This is a genomic window from Cyanobacteria bacterium GSL.Bin1 (assembly GCA_009909085.1).
Classification (GTDB): Bacteria; Cyanobacteriota; Cyanobacteriia; order Cyanobacteriales; family Rubidibacteraceae; genus Halothece.
In genome coordinates, this window is record JAAANX010000081.1 from 16291 (window position 1) to 40779 (window position 24489).

General features: G+C 43.1%; 25 protein-coding genes and 1 other RNA gene. 15 read left to right on the forward strand and 11 right to left on the reverse strand.

What is annotated here, in order from left to right; all coding sequences use genetic code 11:
* Nucleotides 1-66: 66 nt before the first annotated feature.
* Nucleotides 67-939, reverse strand: a complete 873-nt coding sequence (locus GVY04_10065) for an acyl-CoA desaturase (protein ID NBD16460.1) — start codon at nucleotides 937-939, stop codon at nucleotides 67-69.
* 302 nt (nucleotides 940-1241) lie between these two features.
* On the opposite strand from GVY04_10065, the gene GVY04_10070 reads away from it, so the two are divergent.
* The 4 genes from GVY04_10070 to rpsN all read left to right on the forward strand — a co-directional run bounded on the left by GVY04_10070 (nucleotide 1242) and on the right by rpsN (nucleotide 3843).
* Nucleotides 1242-1694 (forward strand): regulatory protein RecX, encoded by a 453-nt coding sequence (locus GVY04_10070; GenBank protein ID NBD16461.1) that lies wholly within the window; start codon nucleotides 1242-1244, stop codon nucleotides 1692-1694.
* A 62-nt stretch (nucleotides 1695-1756) separates the two neighbouring features.
* Complete coding sequence (gene rseP / locus GVY04_10075; GenBank protein ID NBD16462.1) at nucleotides 1757-2848, forward strand: RIP metalloprotease RseP; 1092 nt, start codon at nucleotides 1757-1759, stop codon at nucleotides 2846-2848.
* Entirely contained in the window at nucleotides 2848-3495 is a 648-nt protein-coding gene (gene nth, locus GVY04_10080) for an endonuclease III (GenBank protein ID NBD16463.1), read from the forward strand. Before rseP ends, nth begins: the two co-directional genes overlap by 1 nt.
* A 45-nt stretch (nucleotides 3496-3540) precedes the next feature.
* Nucleotides 3541-3843, forward strand: a complete 303-nt coding sequence (rpsN, locus tag GVY04_10085; protein NBD16464.1) for a 30S ribosomal protein S14 — start codon at nucleotides 3541-3543, stop codon at nucleotides 3841-3843.
* Nucleotides 3844-3893: 50 nt separating this feature from the next.
* Here rpsN and rsmI read toward each other — a convergent pair whose 3' ends face one another.
* Entirely contained in the window at nucleotides 3894-4727 is an 834-nt protein-coding gene (gene rsmI, locus GVY04_10090; GenBank protein NBD16465.1) for a 16S rRNA (cytidine(1402)-2'-O)-methyltransferase, read from the reverse strand.
* Between the two features lie 92 nt (nucleotides 4728-4819).
* Nucleotides 4820-5548: a hypothetical protein gene (locus GVY04_10095; protein ID NBD16466.1), complete on the reverse strand. Its 729-nt coding sequence runs from the start codon at nucleotides 5546-5548 to the stop codon at nucleotides 4820-4822.
* 187 nt (nucleotides 5549-5735) lie between these two features.
* Here GVY04_10095 and GVY04_10100 point away from each other — a divergent pair, with 187 nt between their 5' ends.
* The gene (locus GVY04_10100) at nucleotides 5736-6500 is read left to right on the forward strand and encodes an HAD hydrolase family protein (GenBank protein ID NBD16467.1); all 765 of its coding nucleotides are present in this window, start codon (nucleotides 5736-5738) and stop codon (nucleotides 6498-6500) included.
* 7 nt (nucleotides 6501-6507) lie between these two features.
* On the opposite strand, the gene GVY04_10105 is transcribed toward GVY04_10100, so the two are convergent.
* Nucleotides 6508-7869 carry a sensor histidine kinase gene (locus tag GVY04_10105; protein ID NBD16468.1) on the reverse strand — a complete coding sequence of 454 codons (1362 nt, stop codon included), beginning with the start codon at nucleotides 7867-7869 and terminating at the stop codon, nucleotides 6508-6510.
* A 605-nt stretch (nucleotides 7870-8474) separates the two neighbouring features.
* Here GVY04_10105 and GVY04_10110 point away from each other — a divergent pair.
* The 5 genes from GVY04_10110 to GVY04_10130 all read left to right on the forward strand — a co-directional run bounded on the left by GVY04_10110 (nucleotide 8475) and on the right by GVY04_10130 (nucleotide 12451).
* A complete protein-coding gene (locus GVY04_10110) occupies nucleotides 8475-9275 on the forward strand; it encodes a methyltransferase domain-containing protein (GenBank protein ID NBD16469.1) in 801 nt (266 codons plus the stop codon).
* A 194-nt stretch (nucleotides 9276-9469) separates the two neighbouring features.
* Nucleotides 9470-10303 carry a methyltransferase domain-containing protein gene (locus GVY04_10115; protein ID NBD16470.1) on the forward strand — a complete coding sequence of 278 codons (834 nt, stop codon included), beginning with the start codon at nucleotides 9470-9472 and terminating at the stop codon, nucleotides 10301-10303.
* 216 nt (nucleotides 10304-10519) lie between these two features.
* An RNA gene (gene rnpB / locus GVY04_10120) (RNase P RNA component class A) lies at nucleotides 10520-10900 on the forward strand.
* A 172-nt stretch (nucleotides 10901-11072) separates the two neighbouring features.
* Entirely contained in the window at nucleotides 11073-11768 is a 696-nt protein-coding gene (gene rnc / locus GVY04_10125; GenBank protein ID NBD16471.1) for a ribonuclease III, read from the forward strand.
* Nucleotides 11765-12451: a riboflavin deaminase gene (locus tag GVY04_10130; GenBank protein ID NBD16472.1), complete on the forward strand. Its 687-nt coding sequence runs from the start codon at nucleotides 11765-11767 to the stop codon at nucleotides 12449-12451. Before rnc ends, GVY04_10130 begins: the two co-directional genes overlap by 4 nt.
* 56 nt (nucleotides 12452-12507) lie before the next feature.
* On the opposite strand, the gene GVY04_10135 is transcribed toward GVY04_10130, so the two are convergent.
* The 3 genes from GVY04_10135 to GVY04_10145 all read right to left on the reverse strand — a co-directional run bounded on the left by GVY04_10135 (nucleotide 12508) and on the right by GVY04_10145 (nucleotide 14217).
* Nucleotides 12508-13044: a competence protein ComFB gene (locus GVY04_10135; GenBank protein ID NBD16473.1), complete on the reverse strand. Its 537-nt coding sequence runs from the start codon at nucleotides 13042-13044 to the stop codon at nucleotides 12508-12510.
* Between the two features lie 9 nt (nucleotides 13045-13053).
* Nucleotides 13054-13902, reverse strand: a complete 849-nt coding sequence (locus GVY04_10140) for a peptidoglycan DD-metalloendopeptidase family protein (GenBank protein ID NBD16474.1) — start codon at nucleotides 13900-13902, stop codon at nucleotides 13054-13056.
* 102 nt (nucleotides 13903-14004) lie between these two features.
* Nucleotides 14005-14217 carry an RNA-binding protein hfq gene (locus GVY04_10145; GenBank protein NBD16475.1) on the reverse strand — a complete coding sequence of 71 codons (213 nt, stop codon included), beginning with the start codon at nucleotides 14215-14217 and terminating at the stop codon, nucleotides 14005-14007.
* Nucleotides 14218-14240: 23 nt separating this feature from the next.
* On the opposite strand from GVY04_10145, the gene GVY04_10150 reads away from it, so the two are divergent.
* On the forward strand, nucleotides 14241-15086 hold the full coding sequence (locus tag GVY04_10150) for a diaminopimelate epimerase (GenBank protein ID NBD16476.1): 846 nt from the start codon (nucleotides 14241-14243) through the stop codon (nucleotides 15084-15086).
* A 93-nt stretch (nucleotides 15087-15179) separates the two neighbouring features.
* Here the strand turns inward: GVY04_10150 and GVY04_10155 are convergent, their stop codons facing one another.
* The 3 genes from GVY04_10155 to GVY04_10165 all read right to left on the reverse strand — a co-directional run bounded on the left by GVY04_10155 (nucleotide 15180) and on the right by GVY04_10165 (nucleotide 18109).
* Nucleotides 15180-16601, reverse strand: a complete 1422-nt coding sequence (locus GVY04_10155) for a mechanosensitive ion channel (GenBank protein ID NBD16477.1) — start codon at nucleotides 16599-16601, stop codon at nucleotides 15180-15182.
* A 102-nt stretch (nucleotides 16602-16703) separates the two neighbouring features.
* Nucleotides 16704-16898, reverse strand: a complete 195-nt coding sequence (locus GVY04_10160) for a hypothetical protein (GenBank protein NBD16478.1) — start codon at nucleotides 16896-16898, stop codon at nucleotides 16704-16706.
* A 149-nt stretch (nucleotides 16899-17047) separates the two neighbouring features.
* On the reverse strand, nucleotides 17048-18109 hold the full coding sequence (locus tag GVY04_10165; GenBank protein ID NBD16479.1) for a fatty acid desaturase: 1062 nt from the start codon (nucleotides 18107-18109) through the stop codon (nucleotides 17048-17050).
* A 226-nt stretch (nucleotides 18110-18335) separates the two neighbouring features.
* On the opposite strand from GVY04_10165, the gene GVY04_10170 reads away from it, so the two are divergent.
* On the forward strand, nucleotides 18336-18914 hold the full coding sequence (locus GVY04_10170) for a 5-formyltetrahydrofolate cyclo-ligase (protein NBD16480.1): 579 nt from the start codon (nucleotides 18336-18338) through the stop codon (nucleotides 18912-18914).
* Here the strand turns inward: GVY04_10170 and GVY04_10175 are convergent.
* Nucleotides 18895-20310, reverse strand: a complete 1416-nt coding sequence (locus GVY04_10175) for a SpoIIE family protein phosphatase (GenBank protein NBD16481.1) — start codon at nucleotides 20308-20310, stop codon at nucleotides 18895-18897. The genes GVY04_10170 and GVY04_10175 overlap by 20 nt on opposite strands.
* A gap of 471 nt (nucleotides 20311-20781) precedes the next feature.
* On the opposite strand from GVY04_10175, the gene GVY04_10180 reads away from it, so the two are divergent.
* The 3 genes from GVY04_10180 to proX all read left to right on the forward strand — a co-directional run bounded on the left by GVY04_10180 (nucleotide 20782) and on the right by proX (nucleotide 24246).
* The gene (locus GVY04_10180) at nucleotides 20782-21522 is read left to right on the forward strand and encodes a cytochrome c biogenesis protein CcdA (GenBank protein NBD16482.1); all 741 of its coding nucleotides are present in this window, start codon (nucleotides 20782-20784) and stop codon (nucleotides 21520-21522) included.
* Between the two features lie 12 nt (nucleotides 21523-21534).
* Complete coding sequence (locus GVY04_10185; protein NBD16483.1) at nucleotides 21535-22905, forward strand: cytochrome c biogenesis protein; 1371 nt, start codon at nucleotides 21535-21537, stop codon at nucleotides 22903-22905.
* Between the two features lie 270 nt (nucleotides 22906-23175).
* Complete coding sequence (proX, locus tag GVY04_10190) at nucleotides 23176-24246, forward strand: glycine betaine/L-proline ABC transporter substrate-binding protein ProX (GenBank protein NBD16484.1); 1071 nt, start codon at nucleotides 23176-23178, stop codon at nucleotides 24244-24246.
* The last annotated feature ends 243 nt before the right edge of the window (nucleotides 24247-24489 follow it).

Genomic DNA, 24489 nt, shown 5'->3' on the forward strand with positions numbered 1-24489 from the left:
CACGAACCCTTGCTACTAACTCTTCAGGTTACCCCAAAACATCGGATGACATTGCACAGCCCCCAATCAATGCGAATAGCTTTTGTCCTGAGCCCGCATTAACAGATTCTTTTCTGAGGGAATCTTTAACTTTGATGCTAAGTTGAAGCATTCGAGCAATTTAATGAAGCGAAAAGTCGGATCAACCAAATAAATCACTTTCCCCTCACGAATCGTGATTCCCTGGCGACTAGAAGCTTGAAACGCATGATGGAGATTGTGCCAGCCTTCACCGAGGGTCAAAAAAGCGACAAAGCCATTATTGCGACTGCAATCATCCGTGAGAAAAGGTTGGTTGCCGACTAGATGGCAGAGGGAGTTAGTGGTTTGTACGCCGTGAAAGAGTAAAGTAGTGCTCAGAAAAAACGCCCCGAGATATTCCATCCCTCCGATTCCGTAAGAAATCCCTGCTAGGGCAAGTACAGGGATAAAATGCCAACGATCAATTAACTTTAAAACTAAATCTCCTTCCACATCTTGCGGTAACTTTTCTGGGAAGAACCGGGGAGATAATAGCCAACCCCATTGCGACCAACAAAATCCAGCGAATCCTTGATTTGGGGTATGAGGGGAATGGGGGTCAAAATCGCGATCAACGTATTGATGATGAGCAAGATGGTGAGCTTTCCACCAACTGGGACCCATTTGCCCTGCCGCCGCAGCAATTATACTACCGAACCAAAGAATAGGCGCTGGAGCATGATAACTTTTGTGCGTGAGTAAGCGATGATAAATGCTCGTGGTTGCCAACATCCGAATGAGATATAACAGGACTATCCAGAGGAGTGCCCCCCACGATAAGCCAGTGCTGAACACCAGCAAAGCTCCAATATGATTAACAATAATCAGTATGGGACCGAGTACATAAGAAATAATGGTGAGTCGGGAATATTGCTGCATTGATTTTAATTTATTTTTTAGATATAGCTGTTCTCTGAATAAATATAATTTAAATTAGCTTTAAGTTAACCTTCTCATTTCGTGATTTGATAACGCCAATCAAGTTTAGCAAACTGTTTTCCCACGGAGATATTTGCTGATTTTATTCTCCAGAACTTAACTTCATGAAAGTGAAAATTGCTAGATCTTGATTAATTCAAACCTCCGTACTTTTCGCACAGAAGTGCGTTCACGACTTGAGCTGGCCATCGAGCATTTTTTCCAATTGAGAACCATCAAGCCATGAACACTAATTCCTAGATATGAATTGTCAGACTTATTTGTTGCAACTGCTTTCTCGTCGTGAATATACTCAGGAAGAACTCCGTAAAAAAGCCTTGACAAAAGGGTTTGAGGAAACAGAAATTACAGAAACGCTGCAACATTTACAGGAAATTAGTGTCCAATCGGATGCTGGCGTTGCTGAAAATTTAATCTTGGGATATCAAGGAAAGTACGGAAAACGAAAAATCAAGCAGAAATCTCAAGAGAAAGGAATTCGTGACGATTTGTTTGAACGAATGTGGGAACAGTTAGCGGATCAGCGAGAGACAGAAGATTTATCAAATCTGAAAGCAAAGGTCATGCGAAAATATCAGCTCAACCAATTTTCTGATCTCGATCCCAAAACCAAGCGCAAAGTCTGTAATTTTCTGCAATATCGGGGGTTTAATCCATTTCAGTTGCTTCAGCAGTGGCAAACCGAAGAAGGGTAAACTCGCACTAATATTAAAATAGATGGACAAGTGTTTAGTTTAGTATAGTTGGTTAGAAAATTATGTCAGTTTTGGCAGCGATCGCGGTTTTGGCGGTTTTAATTATCGTCCACGAACTGGGGCACTTTACCGCAGCCCGAGTGCAAGGGATTCATGTTAACCGATTTTCCATCGGGTTTGGTCCGATTTTATGGAAATATCAAGGGTCCGAAGTGGAATATGGCATCCGTGCCTTTCCCTTAGGCGGATTTGTGGGCTTTCCCGATGATGATCCCGATAGCGAAATTCCCCAAGATGATCCGAATTTATTAAAAAATCGTCCCCTCGGCGATCGCGCCATTGTGATTAGTGCTGGGGTGATTGCAAACTTTATTTTTGCTTATTTCCTCCTCGTCACCCAATCGGCTTTTGTAGGGATTCCCGAACCCCAATTTGAACCCGGCATTAAAGTTCCTGAAATTGTTAATCAAGAAAATTCTCCAGCCAAAGAAGCTGGATTAAAAGCGGGAGATTTGATTCTCGCGGTGGATTCCCAATCCCTTGGCGAAGGGCAACCGGCTATCCAAACCTTACAAACAGAAATTCAAAATTCTGTTAACGAACCGTTAAGTTTAACCGTTAAACGAGAAGGCGAAACCCTAGACTTATTGGTCACCCCTCAAGCTGGAGATGATGGAAAAGGAAAAATTGGTGTTTTACTCTCTCCCAATGGGGAAGTGATTCGCAAACGCCCGGATAATCTGATTGAACCGTTTACTCAAGGGGCACAAGAATATCAACGGATTTTTAGCCTCACCTTCCAAGGCTTAGGACAACTGATTAGTAACTTCCAAGAATCTGCTGAACAAGTGGCTGGTCCGGTCGCGATCGTTGCGGTTGGTGCTGATATTGCCAGTTCCGACGCGAGCAGTCTCTATCAATTTGCAGCGTTAATCAGCATCAACTTAGGCATTATTAACATCCTACCCTTACCGGTTTTAGATGGCGGTCAATTGGTCTTCTTGCTTTTAGAAGGAGTTCGCGGGAAACCCTTACCCAGCAAAGTGCAAGATGGCATCATGCAAACCGGTGTCGTCGTTTTACTCGGTTTAGCAATTTTCCTTGTTATTCGTGATACCGCCAACTTAGCTGTGGTTCAGGAACTGTTCCAATAATGGGATTGTCGCAGCAGGAACGGGCGTTAGCATTACTCGCCCGTCTCACACAGTTGTATCCGGATGCAACTTGTACCCTTGATTATGAAACGCCAGTGCAGTTGCTAGTGGCAACTATCTTATCGGCGCAGTGTACGGATGAACGGGTGAATAAAGTGACGCCAGAGTTGTTTGCCCGTTTTCCCGATGCCCGCGCGATCGCGCAAGCCCCTCGCAGCGAAATTGAAAGTCTGATTCGTTCGACTGGCTTCTATCGCAATAAAGCGAAAAATATTCAAGCGGCTTGTGAAATGATTGTCTCTGACTTCGGGGGGAACGTTCCAGACACAATGGAAGAGATTCTCAAGCTACCGGGAGTCGCTAGAAAAACAGGGAATGTGGTGTTAGCCCATGTTTATGGGGTGAATGCGGGCGTGACTGTTGATACCCATGTTAAACGGCTTTCTTTGCGGTTGGGATTAACCGAACATACTGATCCCAAACGGATTGAGAAAGATTTGATGGCATTACTACCGCAACCGGACTGGGAAAATTGGTCAATTCGCTTAATTTATCATGGTCGCGCTGTGTGCAAAGCCAGACAACCTTTATGTGAATCGTGTTCTCTGGCTGATCTTTGTCCATTTCCCAGTGGCAATAGCAATTAAATTCGATAAGATAGTGAAGCAGTATTTTTAAGGCATAAATTTTTTATGGCAAAAAAAGGAATGATTGAGCGTGAAAAAAAGCGCCAAAAATTAGTGGATAAGTACGCTGAAAAACGAGCGGAATTAAAAGAGAAAATTAGAACAGCTGAGTCTCCTAGAGAACGATTTCAACTGCAACGCGAACTGCAACGTCTTCCTCGTAGCAGTTCCCGCACTCGTCTCCATAATCGTTGTAATGTAACCGGTCGTCCGCGCGGTTATTATCGTGATTTTGGACTCTCTCGCAATGTTTTCCGGGAATGGGCGCACAAAGGCTATTTGCCCGGTGTGGTTAAATCAAGCTGGTAATAGAATTTTAACGAATTGACCCCCTCCAAACAGAGGGGAAGTAAAGCATTTCACTCTAAGTCAATCGAAAGCTGATAAATTTCTTGACGAGATAAAGGCGTGATTGCAGCTAATTGCCGACTCGCTTGCGATCGCGTCACTCCTTGGGCTAAAAGTTGCTTTAATTCCGTTCTAATTTCCTCCACAGACAGATTCATTTCCGCTGTTTCTTCTTTACCCGCAATCACAAGCGTATATTCTCCTTTTGGAACTTGCTTGGTATAGAAGTCAAGCGCCTCTTCTAGCGTTGCATACTGAACATCTTCATAGAATTTCGTTAACTCCCGCCCCAGCATAATAGCGCGATCGCGCCCCAAAGATTGAGCTAAATCTTGCAAGGTTTGTTTCAGTTTATGGGGGGATTCATATAAAACAATCGTTCGCGTTTCCTGCTGAAGCCTACTGAGACCCTCTTGTCTGGCTTTCCCTTTTACCGGCAGAAATCCCTCAAACACAAAACGGTTCGTTGGCAGTCCCGAAACAGCAAGGGCAGTAATGGCAGCAGTTACGCCAGGAATGGGAACAACTGCAATCTTTGCTTCCACACAGGCTCTCACTAAATCATATCCTGGATCAGAAATGCCTGGCATTCCCGCATCGGTGACAAGCGCAATGCTGGTTCCTTTTTCTAGCTGCTGGATCAGTTCTGGTTCTCGTTGCTTGCGATTATGTTCGTGATAGCTAATTTGTGGCGTTACAATGTCATAGTATTGTAACAATCTTCCCGTATGGCGGGTATCTTCAGCCGCAATCAAATCAACTGTTTTCAGGGTATTGATTGCTCGGAAGGTCATATCTTCTAAGTTACCAATTGGTGTTCCGACTAAATAAAGCGTCCCTGCCATTGCATTAACCCTACATCTTAAATAACAAAAATATCCCCCTCATGGATGGTCATGAAGGGGATTGTCGTGGAAAACGAAACGAGAAGCAAAAATCACTGATCTAACGGATAAAAGAGCTTGGTTTCATCGGAGTATTGCCAGCGAATGTTTTCTGGATCGCGGTTTTGTGTCCACTCGGCAAAATCAGGGTCAGATTTTCTTCTGCCAAGGGTACTGGAATGAACACCCAGTCGTTTGGCAAGTTCGGCTTGAATCAGAGAAATTTCTTCTTCGGCTGTTGCAGATTGCGGTGGTGCAGTTGCAACAGCGTGAGCATTTTTTTCAGTTTGAGAAGAAACCGTTGATTTTTGAGTTGCAGTCGAAGACGAAGCCGTTGCAATTCCGTTGCCTTCCTCTTCTTCTTCTTCACCTTCTAAGGTTGCCAAAGATTCCGGTTCTTCAAAAAAGTTTTCCACCGCACTAGCGGTTAGGAAGTAGTAAACATGCCCTTGATTTTCTAGTTCTCGACGTTTTGCACTAAATTCTGTTGCTTTATATTCTAAAAATTTACTGGCTTTGTTGCCTTCAATATTAGCTTTCATGGCAAGATCGACAGGAGTAACGCATCCATGATTTTCTCGAATCAGTCGATTGAAGGCAGGATTGACTTTGCCAACAAATTTTTGCCATTGCCATTGTTGAACAACTTGCCAAACGATAATGATTAAAAGTAGCCCCAGCAAGACAGGCCAGGCAGTTGCAACAATCACTGCAACAAGCGCGATCGGGATAATCAGAACTAAAAAGCCAGTTGCACCACTGTCAATTACTTTTCCAGTCATGGGTTTTCGTGTTGAGTTGTCGGCAATTGCAGAAACGATTTTTGGGTGGTAGAACTAAGATTTTTCTACACCAAGAGTGGTTTCAATTTACTCTTTTTCTCTATTATCTACGATTTCACAGATTTTGTTGCGTAAATTTAAATCAATTGCGCAATTATTTTTAATTACGATTTATAGCTAATCTAAAATGGATAAACTTACTAATCTCAGCAATAAAGTTAGCCAGAATGTCCGACTCATTGCCACGGATTTTGATGGCACCGTTACGGAAAAGGGTCAGTTGACAGGGAATGCAATTGAGGCATTCTCCCAGTTACAGCAAGTAGGTATCGCTGTGGTGATTGTTACCGGACGGTCTGCCGGTTGGGTTAATGGGTTGCGCCACTATTTGCCCGTTGCCGGCGCGATCGCGGAAAATGGTGGGGTCTATCATTCTCAACCCGATACCCCCCCTGATTTTCTGGTTTCTCTGCCATCTCTAACACAACATCGCCAGAATCTCGCCCAAGTCTTCCAAACCTTACAGATGAGTTTTCCTGATCTGCAAGAAGCAACAGACAATCCATTTCGTTTTACTGACTGGACATTTGATGTCGCGGGATTATCAGATGCTGATTTAATGCAACTGAAACAACAATGTCAGAAACAGGGATATAGCTTTACTTATAGCAGTGTGCAGTGTCATATCAAACCCCAAGGGCAAGATAAAGCAACCGGCTTAAAAACGGTGATCGCCAAATATTTCCCCAATTTAACTCCAGCCGAAATTTTAACGATTGGTGACAGTCCCAATGATGAGTCTTTATTTAATCGAGATCTCTTTCCGCTTTCTGTCGGGGTGGCTAATATTGAACATTACACCGAACAATTAATGCATACGCCCCAATACCTTACAGAAGCAGCCGAAGGAAAAGGCTTCTGCGAATTGGTAAATTATCTGATTAATCATTAGTCATTGGTTACTGATTGATGATGCTTGCCGGGAGAAAGACCGTTAACACTTCTCCCATTTCAGCACGTTGACGAACGGTTAATTTTCCACCGAGGGCTTCAAACAGATTTTTCGTCACATTTAAATTCAAACTCAGACTGCCAGTTTCCGGTTGTAAGGTTAGTAGCTGACCAATCGATTTCCCTTGCGATTGAACAATATCTTGACCGATATTTTGGGCGTTTGAAGTTTGAGACAACAATTGGAGTTTAATTTGACTGCCAGCAGTAGTCACTTGCACTTTCATTTTCCCACCGCTCGGTAAGCGCGAGGTAAAGTTTTCCATTAATCCAGTCAAAACTTGCGTTAGCAATTCTGGACTGCTAATGACCGTTGGCAATTGTTCAGGAAGGATGACATCTAATTCCACATTGCGCCGTTTTGCCTGTTGTTTCCAGTAGGGAATGCTTTTAGCAAATAAATCTTCTAAAGGAATTGGGCTCAAATTGACCCCTTGCTTGGCTTTCCCTTCTAGTTCTGTCGCTTGGAAAATAAGTTCCATGCGGTTAATTTGTTCGGTACATTCTTGATCAATGACCCGTAACCGCTTCAAAACATCTGCCCCTAAATCTTTGCGTTTGAGGAGTAACCGCGTCAACATTCGGATCGTTGTTAAGGGCGTTCTCACTTCATGGGTGAGGGCTTGCAATAATTCCACATCCGGTGTATGCCCTTGATGGACACTGTTGTGTTGAGTAATGTGTTTTTCTGCTGGCAGATGATTTAATAATTGTCGGCTGAAATCGCTGACTAAGCGATAATGAGGGGCACAGAAAGGAAACTGTTCTCGTTTGTTTTCAATAGAGGCAAGTTGTTCAGGAGAATGACTGTGCAAGCGCGATCGCAGCGTCAACCAAGCCCGTTGCGTCACTTCCGGATCAAATGAAAAATCAAAGCGAGAGTTACCTTCTCGATCCAGAGTGAGTACCAGTAAAAGAGAAAATTCCGGCGTAAACACTAAGCAAAACTGCTCATTTTGTAGCGGATCATCAGCGGCTAAAGGCACAGCTTGAATGGCAGAAGAAGATGGTGCAGTTTGTTCACCGCGAACCGGTGCAAAGGTTAGTAAGCGTGAGGAATTTACCCCCGGAAACGCAATTTCAGGGGTAAACACAACAGTGGTTAAGTCTTGTTCCGGTGCATTGGCTTTCGTCACGGGTGCTGGGCTAGACAAAATTAACCCTTGCGCGATCGGTTCGAGTAAAGACTCTAATGCCGCGATCGCGCCGTACCATTGTCGCCATCCTTGCAACTGATCCGTTGATTTCGGAACTGATGACTGTTGGGTTTCCATCATTTGGCTCAATGCTGGCAACTGCTGAACACTCACCACTTGCCCCCTTCTACTACTAAACTTTTACCTGCTAACCCTGATCATAACTAGCCCTAGCCTTTTAACCGTAGCCGTAGAACCGAACGAATCAGTCGCAATTTCCCCTCGTGTTTTTCTTTCATCTATCTTGAGATAGGTTAAAAATAAATTTTTATTAAGATTATTTTTTTTTGTCGCTCCCCCCTAGACAGAAATACAAATAAACGATTCAATATAAGGGGTTGCTAAAATAGCTAAATTCTAAAATGACATTTGTATTTTGGGGGAATAGTGTAAATTAATAAAAACCGCTCACAATCATCTCAATCAAAATTGCCCCAAAACCTGATCAGAAGGGAAATAGAGCTCTTGCTTGATAGTTTTCCATGCCTCATCTACAGGACTAAAAATGCAAACCCAATTAATCTTGTACTGATCATTCGGAAATTTCCCCAAAATATATTATCTGCACCCCTGAGTTAGATTCTGGGGCGAGCAGAGTGTGGCTGGTGAAACTGGATCCAAAATCTTGATTGAAGTAAGAGCGGTTGAGTCCATGAAGAAAGCTGTGAAGTAAGACTCAAAAACAATCACTCTAAAAACGAATAGCAGTTGAATAACTTATGACTATCAAAGAAAGACAACAAGTTCAAGACTACGGTGAAAACCCCATTGAAGTCCGTGATAGTGACCACTATCAAAACGAATACATCGAAGGCTTTGTTGAAAAGTGGGATGAACTGATCAATTGGCATGCTCGCTCTAGCAGTGAAGGGGAATTTTTCATTAAAACCCTAAAAGAACATGGTGCGAAGCGAGTACTTGATGCGGCAACAGGAACGGGTTTCCACTCGATCCGTCTCATTGAAGCCGGGTTTGATGTAGCCAGTGTGGACGGTAGTGTTGAAATGCTCGTCAAGGCATTTGAAAACGCAACCCGTAAAGACCAAATTTTACAAACGGTTCACTCTGATTGGCGTCAACTCACCCGGCATATTCAAGAACGGTTTGATGCAGTGATTTGTTTAGGTAACTCCTTTACTCATCTGTTTTCTGAAGAAGATCGTCGCAAAACCCTCGCTGAATTCTATTCCGTCTTAAAACATGACGGAATTTTAATTTTAGACCAACGGAATTATGACTTAATTCTCGATGAAGGCTTCAAAAGTAAGCATACCTACTACTACTGCGGCGACAACGTAAAAGCTGAACCCGAATATGTAGATGATGGGTTAGCCCGTTTCCGTTACGAATTCCCCGATGAGTGTGTCTATCACCTTAATATGTTCCCGCTACGGAAAGATTATGTGCGTCGTTTACTCCATGAAGTAGGCTTCCAAGAGGTTACCACCTACGGTGATTTCCAAGAAACCTATCACCAAGACGATCCTGACTTTTACATTCACGTTGCCAGAAAAGACTAGAGATTAAAACAAAAACGTGAAAATGCTGTTGGGCGGACGCTCCTGAACAGAAGAGATCTAGCTGGGTAAGAGAGACTCACTCAAGGAATCGAACCTTGCTCATGACAAAAAAATGTCATAAGGTGGGTCGATGATCCGAGCTCTTCTCACTTTTGAACTGGGAAAGCGTCAAGAATCTAAAGAGGTGAATTGGTATGACGAAAGCAGACGCAGTCGCAAAACAAGCACAAGATTACTACGACAGTGGTAGTGCCGACGGCTTCTACTATCGGATTTGGGGTGGAGAAGACCTCCACATCGGCATTTACAATACGCCCGATGAATCCATTTATGATGCCAGTGTCCGCACTGTCGAACGAATCTGCAGTAAAATCAGTCAGTGGCCAGCAGGAACCAAGGTCCTTGACCTTGGTGCAGGTTATGGTGGCTCCGCTCGTTATATGGCAAAGCATCATGGCTTTGACGTCGATTGCTTAAATATCAGTTTGGTGCAGAACGAGCGCAATCGCCAGATGAACCAAGAGCAGGGACTTGCCGATAAAATTCGCGTTTTTGACGGCAGTTTTGAAGAGTTACCCTTTGAAAACAATAGTTACGATGTCCTCTGGTCACAAGATTCGATTTTGCATAGCGGCAACCGCCGTCAAGTGATGGAAGAAGCCGATCGCGTCCTAAAATCAGGAGGCGATTTTGTTTTTACTGATCCGATGCAAACGGATGACTGTCCAGAAGGTGTTTTAGAGCCAGTTTTAGCTCGAATTCATCTTGATAGTTTAGGTTCAGTTGGGTTCTATCGCCAAGTTGCGGAAGAACTCGGTTGGCAGTTTGTAGAGTTCGATGAACAAACTCACCAGTTAGTGAACCACTACAGTAGAGTTTTACAGGAACTGGAAGCTCATTATGACCAATTACAACCGGAATGCTCGAAAGAGTACTTAGACCGGATGAAGGTGGGCTTAAACCACTGGATTAATGCCGGTAAGAGTGGTTATATGGCTTGGGGCATTCTCAAGTTCCACAAACCATAATCGATTGTTGGATTGATTGACCAACGGTCAGCCTAGGCATCGGACTTTGAGTCCGGTGTACTGCTGACTTGGAAATGAGTTCCCCCTCCTTTCCTTAGGAAGGGGATTTATTTTAAAAGACACCTTTGGATCGAAACCAACTGGGATCAGTTGAAGATCAAACGTCGGGAACATTTGAGGAAGCGGAACATTCCAGTTACACTAAAGGATAGAAAGAGAGTTGGCGAGGTGGTTGCAATTCTTTTGTGTCTTAGGACACAGAATTGAGGAAAGTCCGGGCTTCCAAAGACCAAACTGCTGGGTAACGCCCAGTGCGGGTGACCGTGAGGAAAGTGCCACAGAAACATACCGCCTTTGAAGGTTTCACCTTCTTCGGTAAGGGTGCAAAGGTGCGGTAAGAGCGCACCAGCAGCATCGAGAGGTGCTGGCTCGGTAAACCCCAGTTGGAAGCAAGGTCGAGGGAAGCTATGGTTGGTCTTTTACCGGCTTCCGCCTTTAGGTGTACCGCTTGAGGCTTTTGGCAACAAAAGTCCCAGATAGATAACTACCCTCAAGTTTCTCTTGAGAACAGAACCCGGCTTATGTCCAACTCTCTTTCTATTTGGTTTTTTTCTGCTCGGAAAAAATAACCTGTTCTGTAAGCACACGGTCATTAAATAACTGTCATAGGAAGGAAATGAGGGCAAAGCGCTCTTTTGGATTGGCGACAGATACTCATCGGTCAAAAACCGAGTCAAAAACACAACGCTCTGGACATCGACAAGGGGGATTGCGCCGGAGCCGAGAACTAGAAAAATTGGTCGAACGGTTAGGATTAACAGATACTACCGCCGTTGATTGGAAATTATTGGATTTAGCATTAACTCATCCCAGCGCCTCTAGTGTTGCCAATTATCAGCAACTAGAGTTTGTCGGAGATGCTGTCGTCCGTTTAGCCGCGTCAGAGTTACTCTTAGAAACTTATCCGGAAGCGCCAGTGGGAGATTTTGCTGCGATTCGCTCAATCTTAGTCAGCGATCGCGTCTTAGCAGAATTTGCTGAAAGCTACGGGATGGATGGATTTTTGCTCATGGCGGGGAGTGCCGCCAAAAACAAAGCCGGGGCGCGATCGCGCCTTGCTGATACCTTTGAAGCGGTTTTGGGCGCACTTTACTTAAGCACCAACTCTATGAATTTAATTCGCCCTTGGCTTGATCCCATCTTAAAGGAAAAAGCAGATCAAATTCGACAAGATCCTGCCCGCCAGAATTATAAGGATGCGCTCCAAGAATGGACGCAAGCCCATTATAAAGTTCTTCCTCACTACCAAGTAGAAGAAACGGGACACGGCTATGATGATCCAGAACGGTTCACCGCTTATGTCTGGTTACAAGAACGCTACTTAGGTCAAGGGAAAGGGCGCTCAAAAAAAGCAGCTCAACAAGCAGCAGCTCAATCTGCCTACCAACAATTAACACAATCATGAATCGTCCTCACACCACTGTTGTCTTAGCAATGAGTGCTGACGGCAAAATTGCAGATACAGCGCGATCGGCAGCAGAGTTTTCTTCTCGTATTGATCGCGCTCATTTAGAAAGACAGGTCGCCCAGGCAGATGCAATTTTATTTGGTGCAGGGACACTCCGCGCTCATGGCAGTGCCATGTCCCTGCGCAATTCCGAATTAATTTCGTTGCGTCGTCAGCAACAAAAACCAGAGCAACCGATTCAAATTGTCTGTACGCGATCCGGTAAGATTCCGACAGATATTCGGTTTTTTCAGCAAAAAATTCCGCGTTGGCTCTTGACGACTCAAAAGGGTGCAGCATTCTGGCAGGGTCAACCCACTCAGTATTTTGAGGAAATGATTACTCCTGATGCCAGTGAAGATGAAATTAACTGGCGACAAGCGCTAACAACTTTCACTAGAAAGGGCATTGAAAACTTAGCAATTTTAGGAGGAGGAGAACTGGTTGCTGCACTCTTTGCTGAACAACTTCTCGATGAATTATGGTTAACGGTTTGCCCAGTTTTGCTAGGAGGAAAAGATGCACCCACGCCAATTGAAGGGATCGGTTTGCACTCAGAAAATAAGCAAAACTTAAAACTACTGTCTGTGGAAACGATTGATCAAGAAATTTTTTTACATTACCAGGTCATCCCAAACTAAAAAATAATTTATGCTCATATTTAAAAGTAAAATATAGTAAGCAGTAAGTAAGTAATTTATTCCTTCTCGTATGCTACAGCATAGGCTTGTAAAAGAATACTAATTTGTTTGACGACATCCTGTTCTGTATCTGTTTCTAAAGCCGGCTTTTTTCCTAATACTTTATCACTTTTAATATGATGAGTAATCGCTTCTTGTACCCGTTGCGTAATTAATTCTTGAAGCTCATTTTGCGCCCGTTGTTTTTGATAATTAGCTCCTTCTTTAGTTGTGGCATAAAGCGGTGGTAAACGATTCAAAGCATAAGCTGTAATATTGCCAATATCAATGGATTGGTTACTTGCTACTTCAATTTCAGTTACTAAAGTTAAGGCTTTGCTTAAGACTAACTCCTCCATAACATTAATAAATTGTTTACGATAACTGGCGACAACTGTTCCATTGAGTAAGGCTGTCATGAGTTCATCTAAAGCACTATATTCTTCTGTAGAAAGCTCAGTTGAAGCTTCACAAATTTGAGTAATTTCTCCCTCCATAAGGGGAGTTAGATATCCTTGCTTGAGAGCTTGCTCGACAATGGTTTTAAGTTGCATTACTTTAATTTATTCAATTCCCTTAAAGCGCCAAGGAGAAGGATCAATTGCCTGACCATTCACATATAATCCCCAATGGAGGTGAGGACCTGTAGACGCTCCCGTTGAACCAACTGTACCAATTTTTTGTCCGGCAGTGACTCGCTCTCCTTCTTGCACATTAATATTATTCAGATGAAGGAAAATGCTAAGAACACCTTGACCGTGGTCAATACCAATGGTGTTACCGTGAACATGAAAGCCTTCACTTTCTTTCCCAACAAGGGCGACAGTTCCGTTGGCAGGTGCAACAACAGGTGATCCAGTACCAGCAGCATAATCAACGCCTTTATGGTAATAATCCTCGGCAAACTCTCCATTGTAGTAGCGACGAACGCCAAATACAGTTGAAACCGAACCCCGATTCGGACGAACAAAGGCTCCATTCCAGTATTGTTCTGGAGTAACCAGTTTTTTGAAATCGGCCACTCGATTCAATTCTAATTCCGTTGCCGGGCGATTATTACTACCGGATAACCAAATCCGTTGCGTGGGAAAAGCGCGATCGCGCAACCAAACTAAAAAATTTCTCACCGTCTCTTCGCCACGAATGGTTAACGGCACTTTTCCCGACTGATCGAGAGGAGTCGTTGGAATCAAAGCTCGATATTGATTCTCTCCTACTGCAAATACGGGATAACTTTGATCACCCCAAGTTACTTTTGGCTTGTCTTCATTGGGAGCCGTTTCCATCGTTACAGAAACCGTATCTCCGAGTTGAGGATTATCCGGATTAATTTTGACTTCCAAGGCTTCTGCGGGAAGGCTAAGTGTAAACAAACTGAGTAAGACACCATACCCTTTCATTTGCCAACTCATGATCAGAATTTCTCCTCACTAAAAATAAATATCTGCTTATAAGATAAAGGATTGATCGAAGTATCAATCGCCCCCCTGATTAGAAAGGAGGGCAGACTTGTTTTATGATTTGGGTTTGAGATAAGCTACCGCTTGTCGCCAAACTAGGGTAGATTGGTCATAATGATCGACTAAACATAAACAATATTGGTCTTGCCAAAGCACTTTACCCACAATTAGATCTTCACTGAGGAGTTTGATCTCCACATCTTTCTCTTCTTTAATTAAGTTTTGCACCATCCGGGTACTGGGTAAGCCGGTATCAAATTCTGTCATCGTAACCCCTCATTGAATGCACTATGAAAATCAACTTTACCAAATATCATGGACTTGGGAATGATTTTATTTTGATTGACAATCGTCATGAGCCAACACCCTGTCTCACCTCTGAACAAGCGATGAAACTCTGCGATCGGCATTTCGGAATTGGAGGAGATGGAGTGATTTTTGCCCTTCCTCCCCAAGGGAGGAGTGATTACACCATGCGAATTTATAATTCGGACGGTTCTGAACCAGAAATGTGCGGCAATGGCATTCGTTGCTTAGCTCGTTTTGTGGCGGATTTGGATGGTAAAACAGATACCAAGGAAATTTATAATATTCATACCTTAGCGGGTATCATTCGTCCCCAATTACAAGAAGGGGATAAGGTAAAAGTCAATATGGGTGAACCCTATTTACTGGCTGGAGAAATCCCAACCACTTTAGTTGATCCTCAAGAAAAAGTGATCAATCAATCGTTGGCGGTTGCCGAACAAACTTGGCAAGTGACTTGTGTGAGTATGGGGAATCCGCATTGCATTACTTTTGTTGAGAATGCTGATCAAATTGATTTAGAAAAAATTGGTCCCCAGTTTGAAAATCATTCAGTTTTTCCAAAACGGATTAATACAGAATTTATTGAAGTCCTTCGTCAGGATTATATTAAAATGCGTGTCTGGGAACGCGGTGCTGGCATTACCTTAGCCTGTGGAACGGGTGCTTGTGCATCTGTTGTGGCTGGGGTTTTAACCAATAACTGCGATCGCGCTTCCACTGTCGAACTCCCGGGTGGTTGCTTAGATATTGAATGGTCAGCACAAGATAATCATGTTTATATGACAGGTCCAGCAACAAAAGTTTTTACGGGGGAATTAGAAGTTTGATGATTTGATTTTTCTGGATCAGTCGGTTGAAAATCTGTTCCCTGTTCCCTAATTCCACCGATCAGTTGCTAAATATGCAAATTTTCAAGAATTTCATTCACGATTAAATAACTTTTCTAGCTGACGTTGTACCCAAAGAATCGGGTTTTTATCCAATTCTTGATAATTTAATAATCCTAATTCCCGCAATTGTTGTTGTTGCTGTGATAATTCTTCTTGTGCTTTTCCTAACTCCACAACAATTAACTCATAGAGTTGGGGTTGCTCTTTCAGTAAAGTTGCAAATCCTTCTTTATTAATCGCAAAGAGCGTCGTTTCTGCTCTTGCTCTAACAGTAACGGTTCGCCGTAAGCCCAACATGAGAGAAAGCTCGCCGATAAACTCTCCAGGGGTTAAAACAGTGGGCGCTTGATTCAATTTTTCCACATAATACTCAACTGAACCGGATAAAACAATATAAAACGTATCACCTGGATCCCCTTCTCGATAGAGGATATCCCCCGCTTTAATTCGTTTACGATAGCCAATGTCAATCAGCTTTTTCAGCTCAAATTCGGAACAATTTTGAAAATAACTGACTTTCCTTAATAAATCTCGTAACGCCAGAGGACGAGAGGGGGTTACCGTCTTACCAAGGCGAGGAAAATCAGTGGTCTGGGCTTGGTCTTCTTCTCTTGTCTCTTGAGATGGAGGTTGAAGTTGTTCGGGAACCGAACTCATCTCTTGAGGAAAATAAGTTTGATACCAAACCCCAAGCCGAGGCGTTGCTAATTTAATGCCATACTGCCGTAAATTATATTCAATAATAAAGCGTAAAGAGCTTTCAGTGATGTATTTTTTATCAACTTCTTCCACCCAAACCCAAAGTCGAAAATTGAGAGAATTATCCCCAAAACCGGTAAAATAAACGGAAGCTGGTTTTTCATAAGAAACCGTTTCTTCCATATAAGCAGAATCTAATAAAATCTCTACCACCAAAACCGTATCACTTTCGTGAGCAACACTCACGTCTACCATGGTCCAACCTTTCGATTGTTGATAGGTCCAGTTAATTACTTGATTTTCGACTAAAAAGCGATTGGGAATAATAACATAGCGACCAACAAGCGTGCGAATGACAGTAGAACGCAGGGAAACTTCATCAATATAGCCGGTCATATTGCTCCATTCGATAAAATCACCGGCTTTAATTTTTTGTTCAAAAAGTAAGGTTAAGCCACTGGTAAAATTTTTAGCCACTTCCTGCAAGCCAAAGCCAATGCCAATGCCAATGCCACCGGCCAAAACCGTAAATGAGGAAAGATTAACCCCTATTGCCTGCAAAATGCTGACAAAAACAAACGCGCCGCTACTATAACTAATAATAATAGAAATCGCTTCTCGAGTTCCCAGAGCAATCCCAAGTTTGGGGAGTAAATCATTCCGCAAAAACCGTTTCAGGAGAATCGTCACGCCTAAACTAGCAGCGATCACTAAAAGAATTTTGCCAATGAGTAAAAAAGGAATCGTATCCATTTGACGAAAAAAAAGAGAGAAGAAATGAGCGCCAAATAACATCCCGCCAAAACAATGTATTTTTGGCGGGAAGGTTGTTTAATTTTAATTTAATTGAATGATCTAGATTTGACGAGATGCCATTTTTTCAACATCAGCTTGTGTTTCTTGTAAGAGTTGCTCACGGCTGTCTCTGGCTTGAGTGAGACTTGGGACTAAGTTACGGGCTTGTAAAGCCATATGAAGCTGAAGCTGTGCCACGTAATCACGAACTTGCTCTTGTGTAGAATTTTTTGCTTGTTCCAGTTCCCAGTTCAAGATTTTCTCCTCTCTTTAATCGCAACGGCTAGACTAAGTTCACCGCAAACTGTGTACTCACCTTCTAGAGGTTAGCATCTCCTCCTCAAGATAGGTCATCGAGTTTCACAAAGTGTAATTTTTCGTAAAGTGATGGCAATCTACCGAATTTACAAATCTTGTTGTTTACGTCGTTGATAAGCTTGATAAGAAACATAAGCCTTTTCTGGATCATAAAGATTACACTGATCCACAATTTCTTTCATCATGGCCCAAGAAAACCGTCGTACTTTGAGATATTCCCCCCAGTTTTGTGTCAAACTTTGATGCGCAAGGCGCAAATTATAGGCGGGGATGCCAACCGCAAGATGGTGGGGGATATGGACATTGATATCATGACAGAGTAACTCCACCCAACGAGGATAGCTACAGTGAATCGTTCCACAGAGTTGGGCTTCTACTTCATTCCAAGTGTTCTCAGGACGAAACTGAATCTCTTGGTCAGTATGATGGACTAAGGTAAAGGTGCTCATCCAAAAGTGATAAACCAGCCAAGGCATGAGCCAAAATTTAACGATCCCCCAGACGCCTGCAGTTAAAAATAGAGTGGGAAAGAAAACCAGCGCAAAACTGACAGTGATCACAATTGATGATCTGACTTTTTTCCGTTCGCGAGGCACAACCAGAGAAGGATTAAAGTGAAATCGTCCCCAATGTAAGATAGAGCCGAGCCACCAAAAACGTCCATAGACCAGCTTAATCAACGAACGCACTAATTTAGGCGCTGCTTCATACTCCTCAATCAACCAAGGATGCCAAGCATTATCTACCATCAATTTGTTGGTGTGTTGGTGATGGAGATTGTGCAGAACGCGCCAGCTATGAAAAGGGTAAATCAGAGGCAGTAAGAAAATATGACCGACGATATCATTCACCAAAGGTTTTTTGGCAAAGGAACGATGTCCGCAATCATGGGCAATCACAAACCATCCCGTTAACGCCGTTCCGGTAAAAATCCAGGCAAAGGGGAGAAGAAACCAAGGTGAATAAATAATTGTTCCATACCCGATTCCTGCAGCAATGACACTCATTAAAGCAGATAACCAAGCCTGGCGAGGATTTTTTTGAAAACATTCTTTGGGAATCGTATTGATAATGTCTCGTACTCGGATCTCAGGATGCAGTGCTTGCTGTGTCCTCTGCTTTGGTGCTTCCGATATCGTTTTGGTCATGAAAATATTTTGTAATCTCCGTTGAGTTAATTAATGAACACGATGATAGCGGTTCAATCGCTAAAGATCATCCTAAACTTTAAATTAAAATCACTAAAAAATAATAACTTTGATTAATTAACCGAGTTTAGATGAGTTTTCTTAACGAACCTTTACATTTATAACATGGCAGGGATTGTTCTGTGTGGAAAGCTACAATTTTTTTGAGCGCAAGGAGTCGCAATTTATGGTGGATAAACAAAGACTACGCAAAGAATTATTGAAGACCCGACAAGCCCTCTCCCACGCAGAATGGCACGCCAAAAGCGAGGCGTTATGCGATCAGATTCGTTTTTACTTGGAAAGTACCTCTTCGATTCCTGCAGGAGGAACAATTCTTAGTTACTTTCATTTTCGTCAAGAACCCAATTTAGATCCTCTATTTCAGCTCAATGATTACCGTTGGGGGGTTCCTCGTTGTGTAGACAAAGAACTGAGTTGGCATTTTTGGCAATGGGGAGATCCACTAGTTAAAGGGACATTCGGAATTCGTGAGCCTTCGGAAGAGGCACCACTCTGTCCCCCAGAAAATGTAGATTTAATTTTAGTCCCGGCGGTCGCTTGCGATGCTCAGGGTTATCGTTTGGGTTACGGAGGAGGATTTTATGACCGGTTATTTGAACAACCACAATGGCGACAAATCCCAAAAGTGGGGATTGTCTTCGATGATTTGCTTGTTTCAGAAGTTCCTGCCGATCCGTGGGATATTGCGTTGGATGGTGTATGTACGGACTGGGGATGGCGGGTTAAGCCTCTTGCCCCTTAACTTGCAGAACAACAAGCGTCATATCGTCAATAGAACCTCTTTTCTCGCCAATAAAGGCTTGTACGCTGTCAAAAAGATGCTGGACAATCTGTTCTGGGCTGTAGTGCTGGGTAGCCGTATCATGAAAAGCTTGAATTAAGTTTTCTTCTTCAAAACGTTGTCCTTTGGCATTTACGGCATCAGTGAAACCATCAGTATAGTAAAGGACAGTATCTCCTTCCTCAAGTTGCACCCCTGCTTCGTCGTATTGCGAGTCAGTTTCAAGTCCTACCAACATTCCGAGCGTATCTAAACGGTGAACTGTGTTGGTTTTAGCCTCCCACCTGAGCGGGGGATTATGGGCAGCGTTACTGTAGGATAAATATCGGGTTTTGGGATCATATTGGGAGTAAAACAGGGTGACAAAGCGATGAGAACTTTCTAAATCTTCGTACATGACGCGATTGAGATGTTCAAGGATTTTCGCGGGAGAGTGATGGTTAAGCACTTCGGCGCGCAGCATTCCCCGCGTCATGGTCATGATCAGCCCAGCCGGGACCCCTTTTCCCATCACATCACCAATCACAATACTCCAAGGAACGGTACTCCCCCCATTATCTTCTGCACCTGTGTCAGTTTGGGGTTGGTCGTAGTTAGCGGGAATAAAGTCATAATAGTCGCCGCCAACCCGATTTGCGGTTCGACAATCGGCGGCAATGTCCAGTCCTTGGATTTTGGGGTATTTACGAGGCAAAAGGTGAAATTGAATATCGGTGGCGACTTCTAGCTCGCGATCGAGCTTTTCTTTTTGTCTAACTTCGACGGCAAGATCATTATTAGCAATGGCAACGGCTGCTTGATCGGCAACCAGTTGCACTAATTTTTGACGGTTTAATGTCCACTCATAAGCGCGATCGCGCGTAAAAATATAAACTTTGCCCCGCTCTTTTCCTTTGACTAAAATGGGCGTCCCAAATAATTGAATGTCTTCGGGGAATGCCTTTTGCATCCGTTGATCCAAAGATTGTTTTTCCTCTTGAGATAGGATGACTTTTTTTCCCAGTTCACGAGTAACTTGTGAGAGGCGATAACGAATATCTTTACAGGCTAATCCGCCTTGACAATGAACTTGCTCAACACTGATTTTTCCTTCTCCTTTATACAGTAAAATAGCACTGCCATCGGCATCAGCAACCCGGGCTGCCATTAAGGGGATAATTTCTAAAAATTGATTCAGGTTATTAAAACTGCGGAGAGCAAACCCAAGAGAACTCAAAAGATTTTGAACTTTATTTTGTTCACGCCTCAAATTCGCCACTAATTCTTTCAGTGTAGACACAGGAGTATCTTGCCTGGCAAGTTTGGGTTCAAAGCCATTATTTTGTGAAGAAGGTTGTGGCGCTGGTAAAGCAGTCATAAAATTAGACATTTAATAATGAGCAATTAAAAATTAATAATCGATAATAACTGATTATTATTTATTGTTATCCCGCAACTCCTCATCATCCCCTCATGATCTTTCCCCAATTGTCAGTTATCAAGAGTCAATTGTCAATTATTGACCGCGGCTGGGCTGACCAAAAGACAAATCTGTGATCCCCAAACGTGATCCCCAAAGCTACTTTTTCATCTAATTGAGCGATTCTAAACTCAAAAATAATTAATTATTATTTTTTATTGGTTTAGATGAAAGTAGCCGTTACTCTACCGCTAAATGTTTCTGTCGTCAATCTGAGTTGACGTGAGAGAAGCCTGGCATATGTTGCTAACCCTTAGAAACTTAGCGTTCTATTCAAGAAAGCACTGGTTCTCACCTGGGTTCCGTGACCGTTGGTGAATTAAGCTAAGATGCAATCAGCACTCCCTTAATTTGAATGCTTGTTCTCTCATGCTAGAAAACCTAGAACTGTTTTTCTATCAACTCCAACAATTTGCGGATCAATTAGTTTCTCAGCAGTTAAATCAGCTCAGTCCAATCAGTATCGGTCTGATTTTTATGGCCGGCTTACTCACGAGTCTGACCCCTTGTATGCTGTCTATGTTACCCATAACTATCGGTTATATTGGCAGTGCCGAGACAGAGGGACGTCAAGATGCATTATGGAAGTCAAGTTGGTTTGCGCTAGGATTAGCCACTACTTTAGCAGGATTAGGGATCTTTGCAGCAGCCTTTGGACAAGTTTATGGACAAATTGGGGTCGGTTTACCCCTTTTGGTCAGCGCGATCGCGATTTTGATGGGGTTAAATCTCTTGGAGATTGTTCCGCTACGCTTTCCGTCTCTTGGCGGTACCGAATGGATCAAAGAAGATTTTCCCCCCTCGCTTCGGTCCTACTTACTGGGATTAACCTTTGGCTTAGTCGCTTCCCCTTGCAGTACCCCGGTTCTGGCTAGCCTCTTGGCCTGGGTCGCCAATACTCAAGATTTAGTGTTAGGGGCAGGATTATTGTTATCCTATACAGGAGGCTATGTAATGCCCTTAATCATCGCAGGAACCTTTACCGCTTCAATTAAAAAGTTTCTGGAGTTTCGTCGCTGGGGAAGCTGGATTACCCCCATTAGCGGTGCATTACTGCTGGGCTTTGGTGTCTTTTCTTTATTACTCCGTTTACCCATTGATCGCTTTTAATTTCAATCCCGCATGACCTATCAACAAACAAAACCTAGATTTTCTTGGCTAACACAAGGATGGCGCAAAATCATTTATTTCTTAGCCGATTTGCGTCTTGCGATTATTTTACTGCTCGCGATCGCGCTGTTTAGTATTTCCGGTACGATCATTGAACAAGGACAAACTGTTGAATTCTACCAGAATAACTATCCGGAATCACCAGCCGTCCTCGGATTTTTATCTTGGCAAGTCATCCTCACCCTCGGCTTAGACCATGTTTATACCACCTGGTGGTTTGTTAGCCTCTTAATTATCTTTGGCAGCAGCCTCACCGCCTGTACGTTTACCCGGCAACTCCCCACCTTAAAATCAGCCCGACGTTGGCAATACTATAAACGTCCCGCTCAATTTGAAAAACTTGCCTTAAGTACGGAACTCCCCCACAATACCCTCGATCAAATCATTTCAGAACTCAAAAAACATCGTTACCAAGTGTTTCAAGAGGGCAACCAACTTTACGCCCGCAAAGGTCTCATGGGACGTATTGGTCCCATTGTTGTTCATGCCAGTATGTTAATTATCCTCCTTGGCGCGATTTGGGGAGCGTTTACTGGCTTTATGGCACAAGAAATGGTTGCCAGTGGCGAAACCTTCCAAGTGAAAAATATCGTTGAAGCCGGAAAACTATCTCAAGCAAAAATTCCTAAAGATTGGGCAGTGCGAGTCAACGATTTTTGGATTGATTATACGGCCGAAGGCGAGATTGATCAGTTTTACTCTGATTTATCCGTGGTTGACCGCGAAGGGAAAGAACTCAAACAAGAAACGATTCATGTCAATCAACCGCTACGTTATGACGGTGTAACCTTTTACCAAACGGATTGGGGAATTGCTGCGGTACAAGTGCAAATGAACAATAGTCCAGTTTTTCAAATCCCCATGGCGAAACTGAATAAAGAAGGAGAAGGGAATTTATGGGGAACTTGGGTACCCATTAAACCCGATTTAAGTGAAGGCGTTTCGCTACTAACCCGTGACTTAAAAGGAACATTGCTCGTTTATGATACCGCCGGAAAATTAACCGGTGTTGTCCGTCCGGGAATGGGAATTGAAGTGGAAGGAATGACCTTAAAAGTCAAAGATTTAATCGGTGCAACTGGCTTGCAAATCAAAGCTGATCCAGGAATTCCCATTGTTTATACGGGCTTTGGTTTACTCATGATTGGAGTTGTCATGAGTTACATTTCTCATTCACAAATATGGGCTTTACAAACTGAAAATTCAGTGTATCTAGGAGGTCAAACAAATCGTGCTCAAGTCAGCTTTGAACAAGAGTTTCTAGAGATGTTAACCACATTAGAACAAGAACAACCTCAACTGATGAGTACATCCTCAACTTGAGGCATTTCAGTGCCATTTCATAAGATTAAGACCAAGTTAAGCCCAAAAAATATAAAACAAGCTAATTAATCCTTCAAGGATTCGGATGTTCCGTTTAATATGGGGAGCAGAACAAAACCATTTATTGTGATCTCTCATGAAAAATTTTGAGTGACACAGTAGAATATCTATTTCAACCGATATCTCAATTAGAAAAATTATGATCAGCATTGATCTAGTCTTTTAATTGATTTTAATCACAATTTTGTCCTTACAATCTGATACTTAGTTATGAAAATCAATCGCAAATCTCTAACGACCTTAACGGCAAGTGCGGCCCTTCTTTTGGGAGCGGTGGGTTGTCAACAAGCTCAACAGCCGACAGGAGAAGAAGGAACCTCTGAACAACCTGGCACTGGTGTAGAAGTTATACCCGCTTATAGTGTATTAGAAGAAAAATTCCAAACTGAAATTGTCAACATGGCTTTGGAAGAGCTTGGTTATGAGGTGCAAAACGCTAAGGAATTAGAATATGCCACAATGCACACTGACATTGCCAATGGCGGCATTCAGTTTACGACAGTTCACTGGGAGAAATTACACAGTGACTTTTATACCAACAGCGGTGGTGATGAAAAATTAGAACGGATGGGAATTTTTGTTGATAATGTCCTCCAAGGATACTCCATTGATCAAGCCACAGCAGAAGAGTATGACATTACTAACTTAGAACAGCTTCAAGACCCTGAAATTGCTCAATTATTTGATACTGATGGTAATGGTAAAGCCAACTTAACCGGCTGTAACCCCGGCTGGGGCTGTGAATTAGTGATTGAACACCATCTTGATGAATACGGTTTACGAGATACGGTTGAGCATGATCAGGGGCAATATTTTGCTCTGATGGCAGATACTATTACTCGTTATGAGCAGGGAGAACCGATTTTATACTATACTTGGACGCCTTTATGGGTGGGTGGTGTCTTAGAAGCCGGAGAAGATGTAAATTGGCTAGAAGTCCCTTATACTTCTCTGCCTGAAGCCCAGGGTGAAGCCTCTGAAGAAACAACCACTGCTGAAATCGACGGGCAAAATCTCAATCTTGGGTTTGCTGTGGATCAGATGCGAATCTTAGCCAATCAAGAGTTTGTGGATCAAAATCCTGCGGCAGCAAAATTATTTGAAGTGATTCAGGTTCCCAGAACAGATATCAGTGCTCAAAACCGAAAAATGCGTGATGGAGAAGACTCTCCAGAAGATATCATGGGTCATGCCAGGACTTGGGTAGAAGAAAACCAAGATCAATTTGATCAATGGGTCTCGACCGCTCGTGAAGCCGCACAAGAACAAGCAGAAAACTAATCAATCCCTTATCCGTTAGTTAGAGGGGGAACCCACGAATGAGTTCTTCGTCAATTTCCCCCTTACGCTTGGTTCATTGTTCATTCAAGAACAACCTCTTGCTTTCAGCGAAAGGGTTTCTCGTGAACTACCGAACGCTGAATCAGAGATTACAGCGTCGGCTTCCTACCCAGAAACAAGCGAAGTAGTCGATTTCTTACGTCCTCGATTACTTCGTCTTACAGTTTGGCGATAGGCTTCATC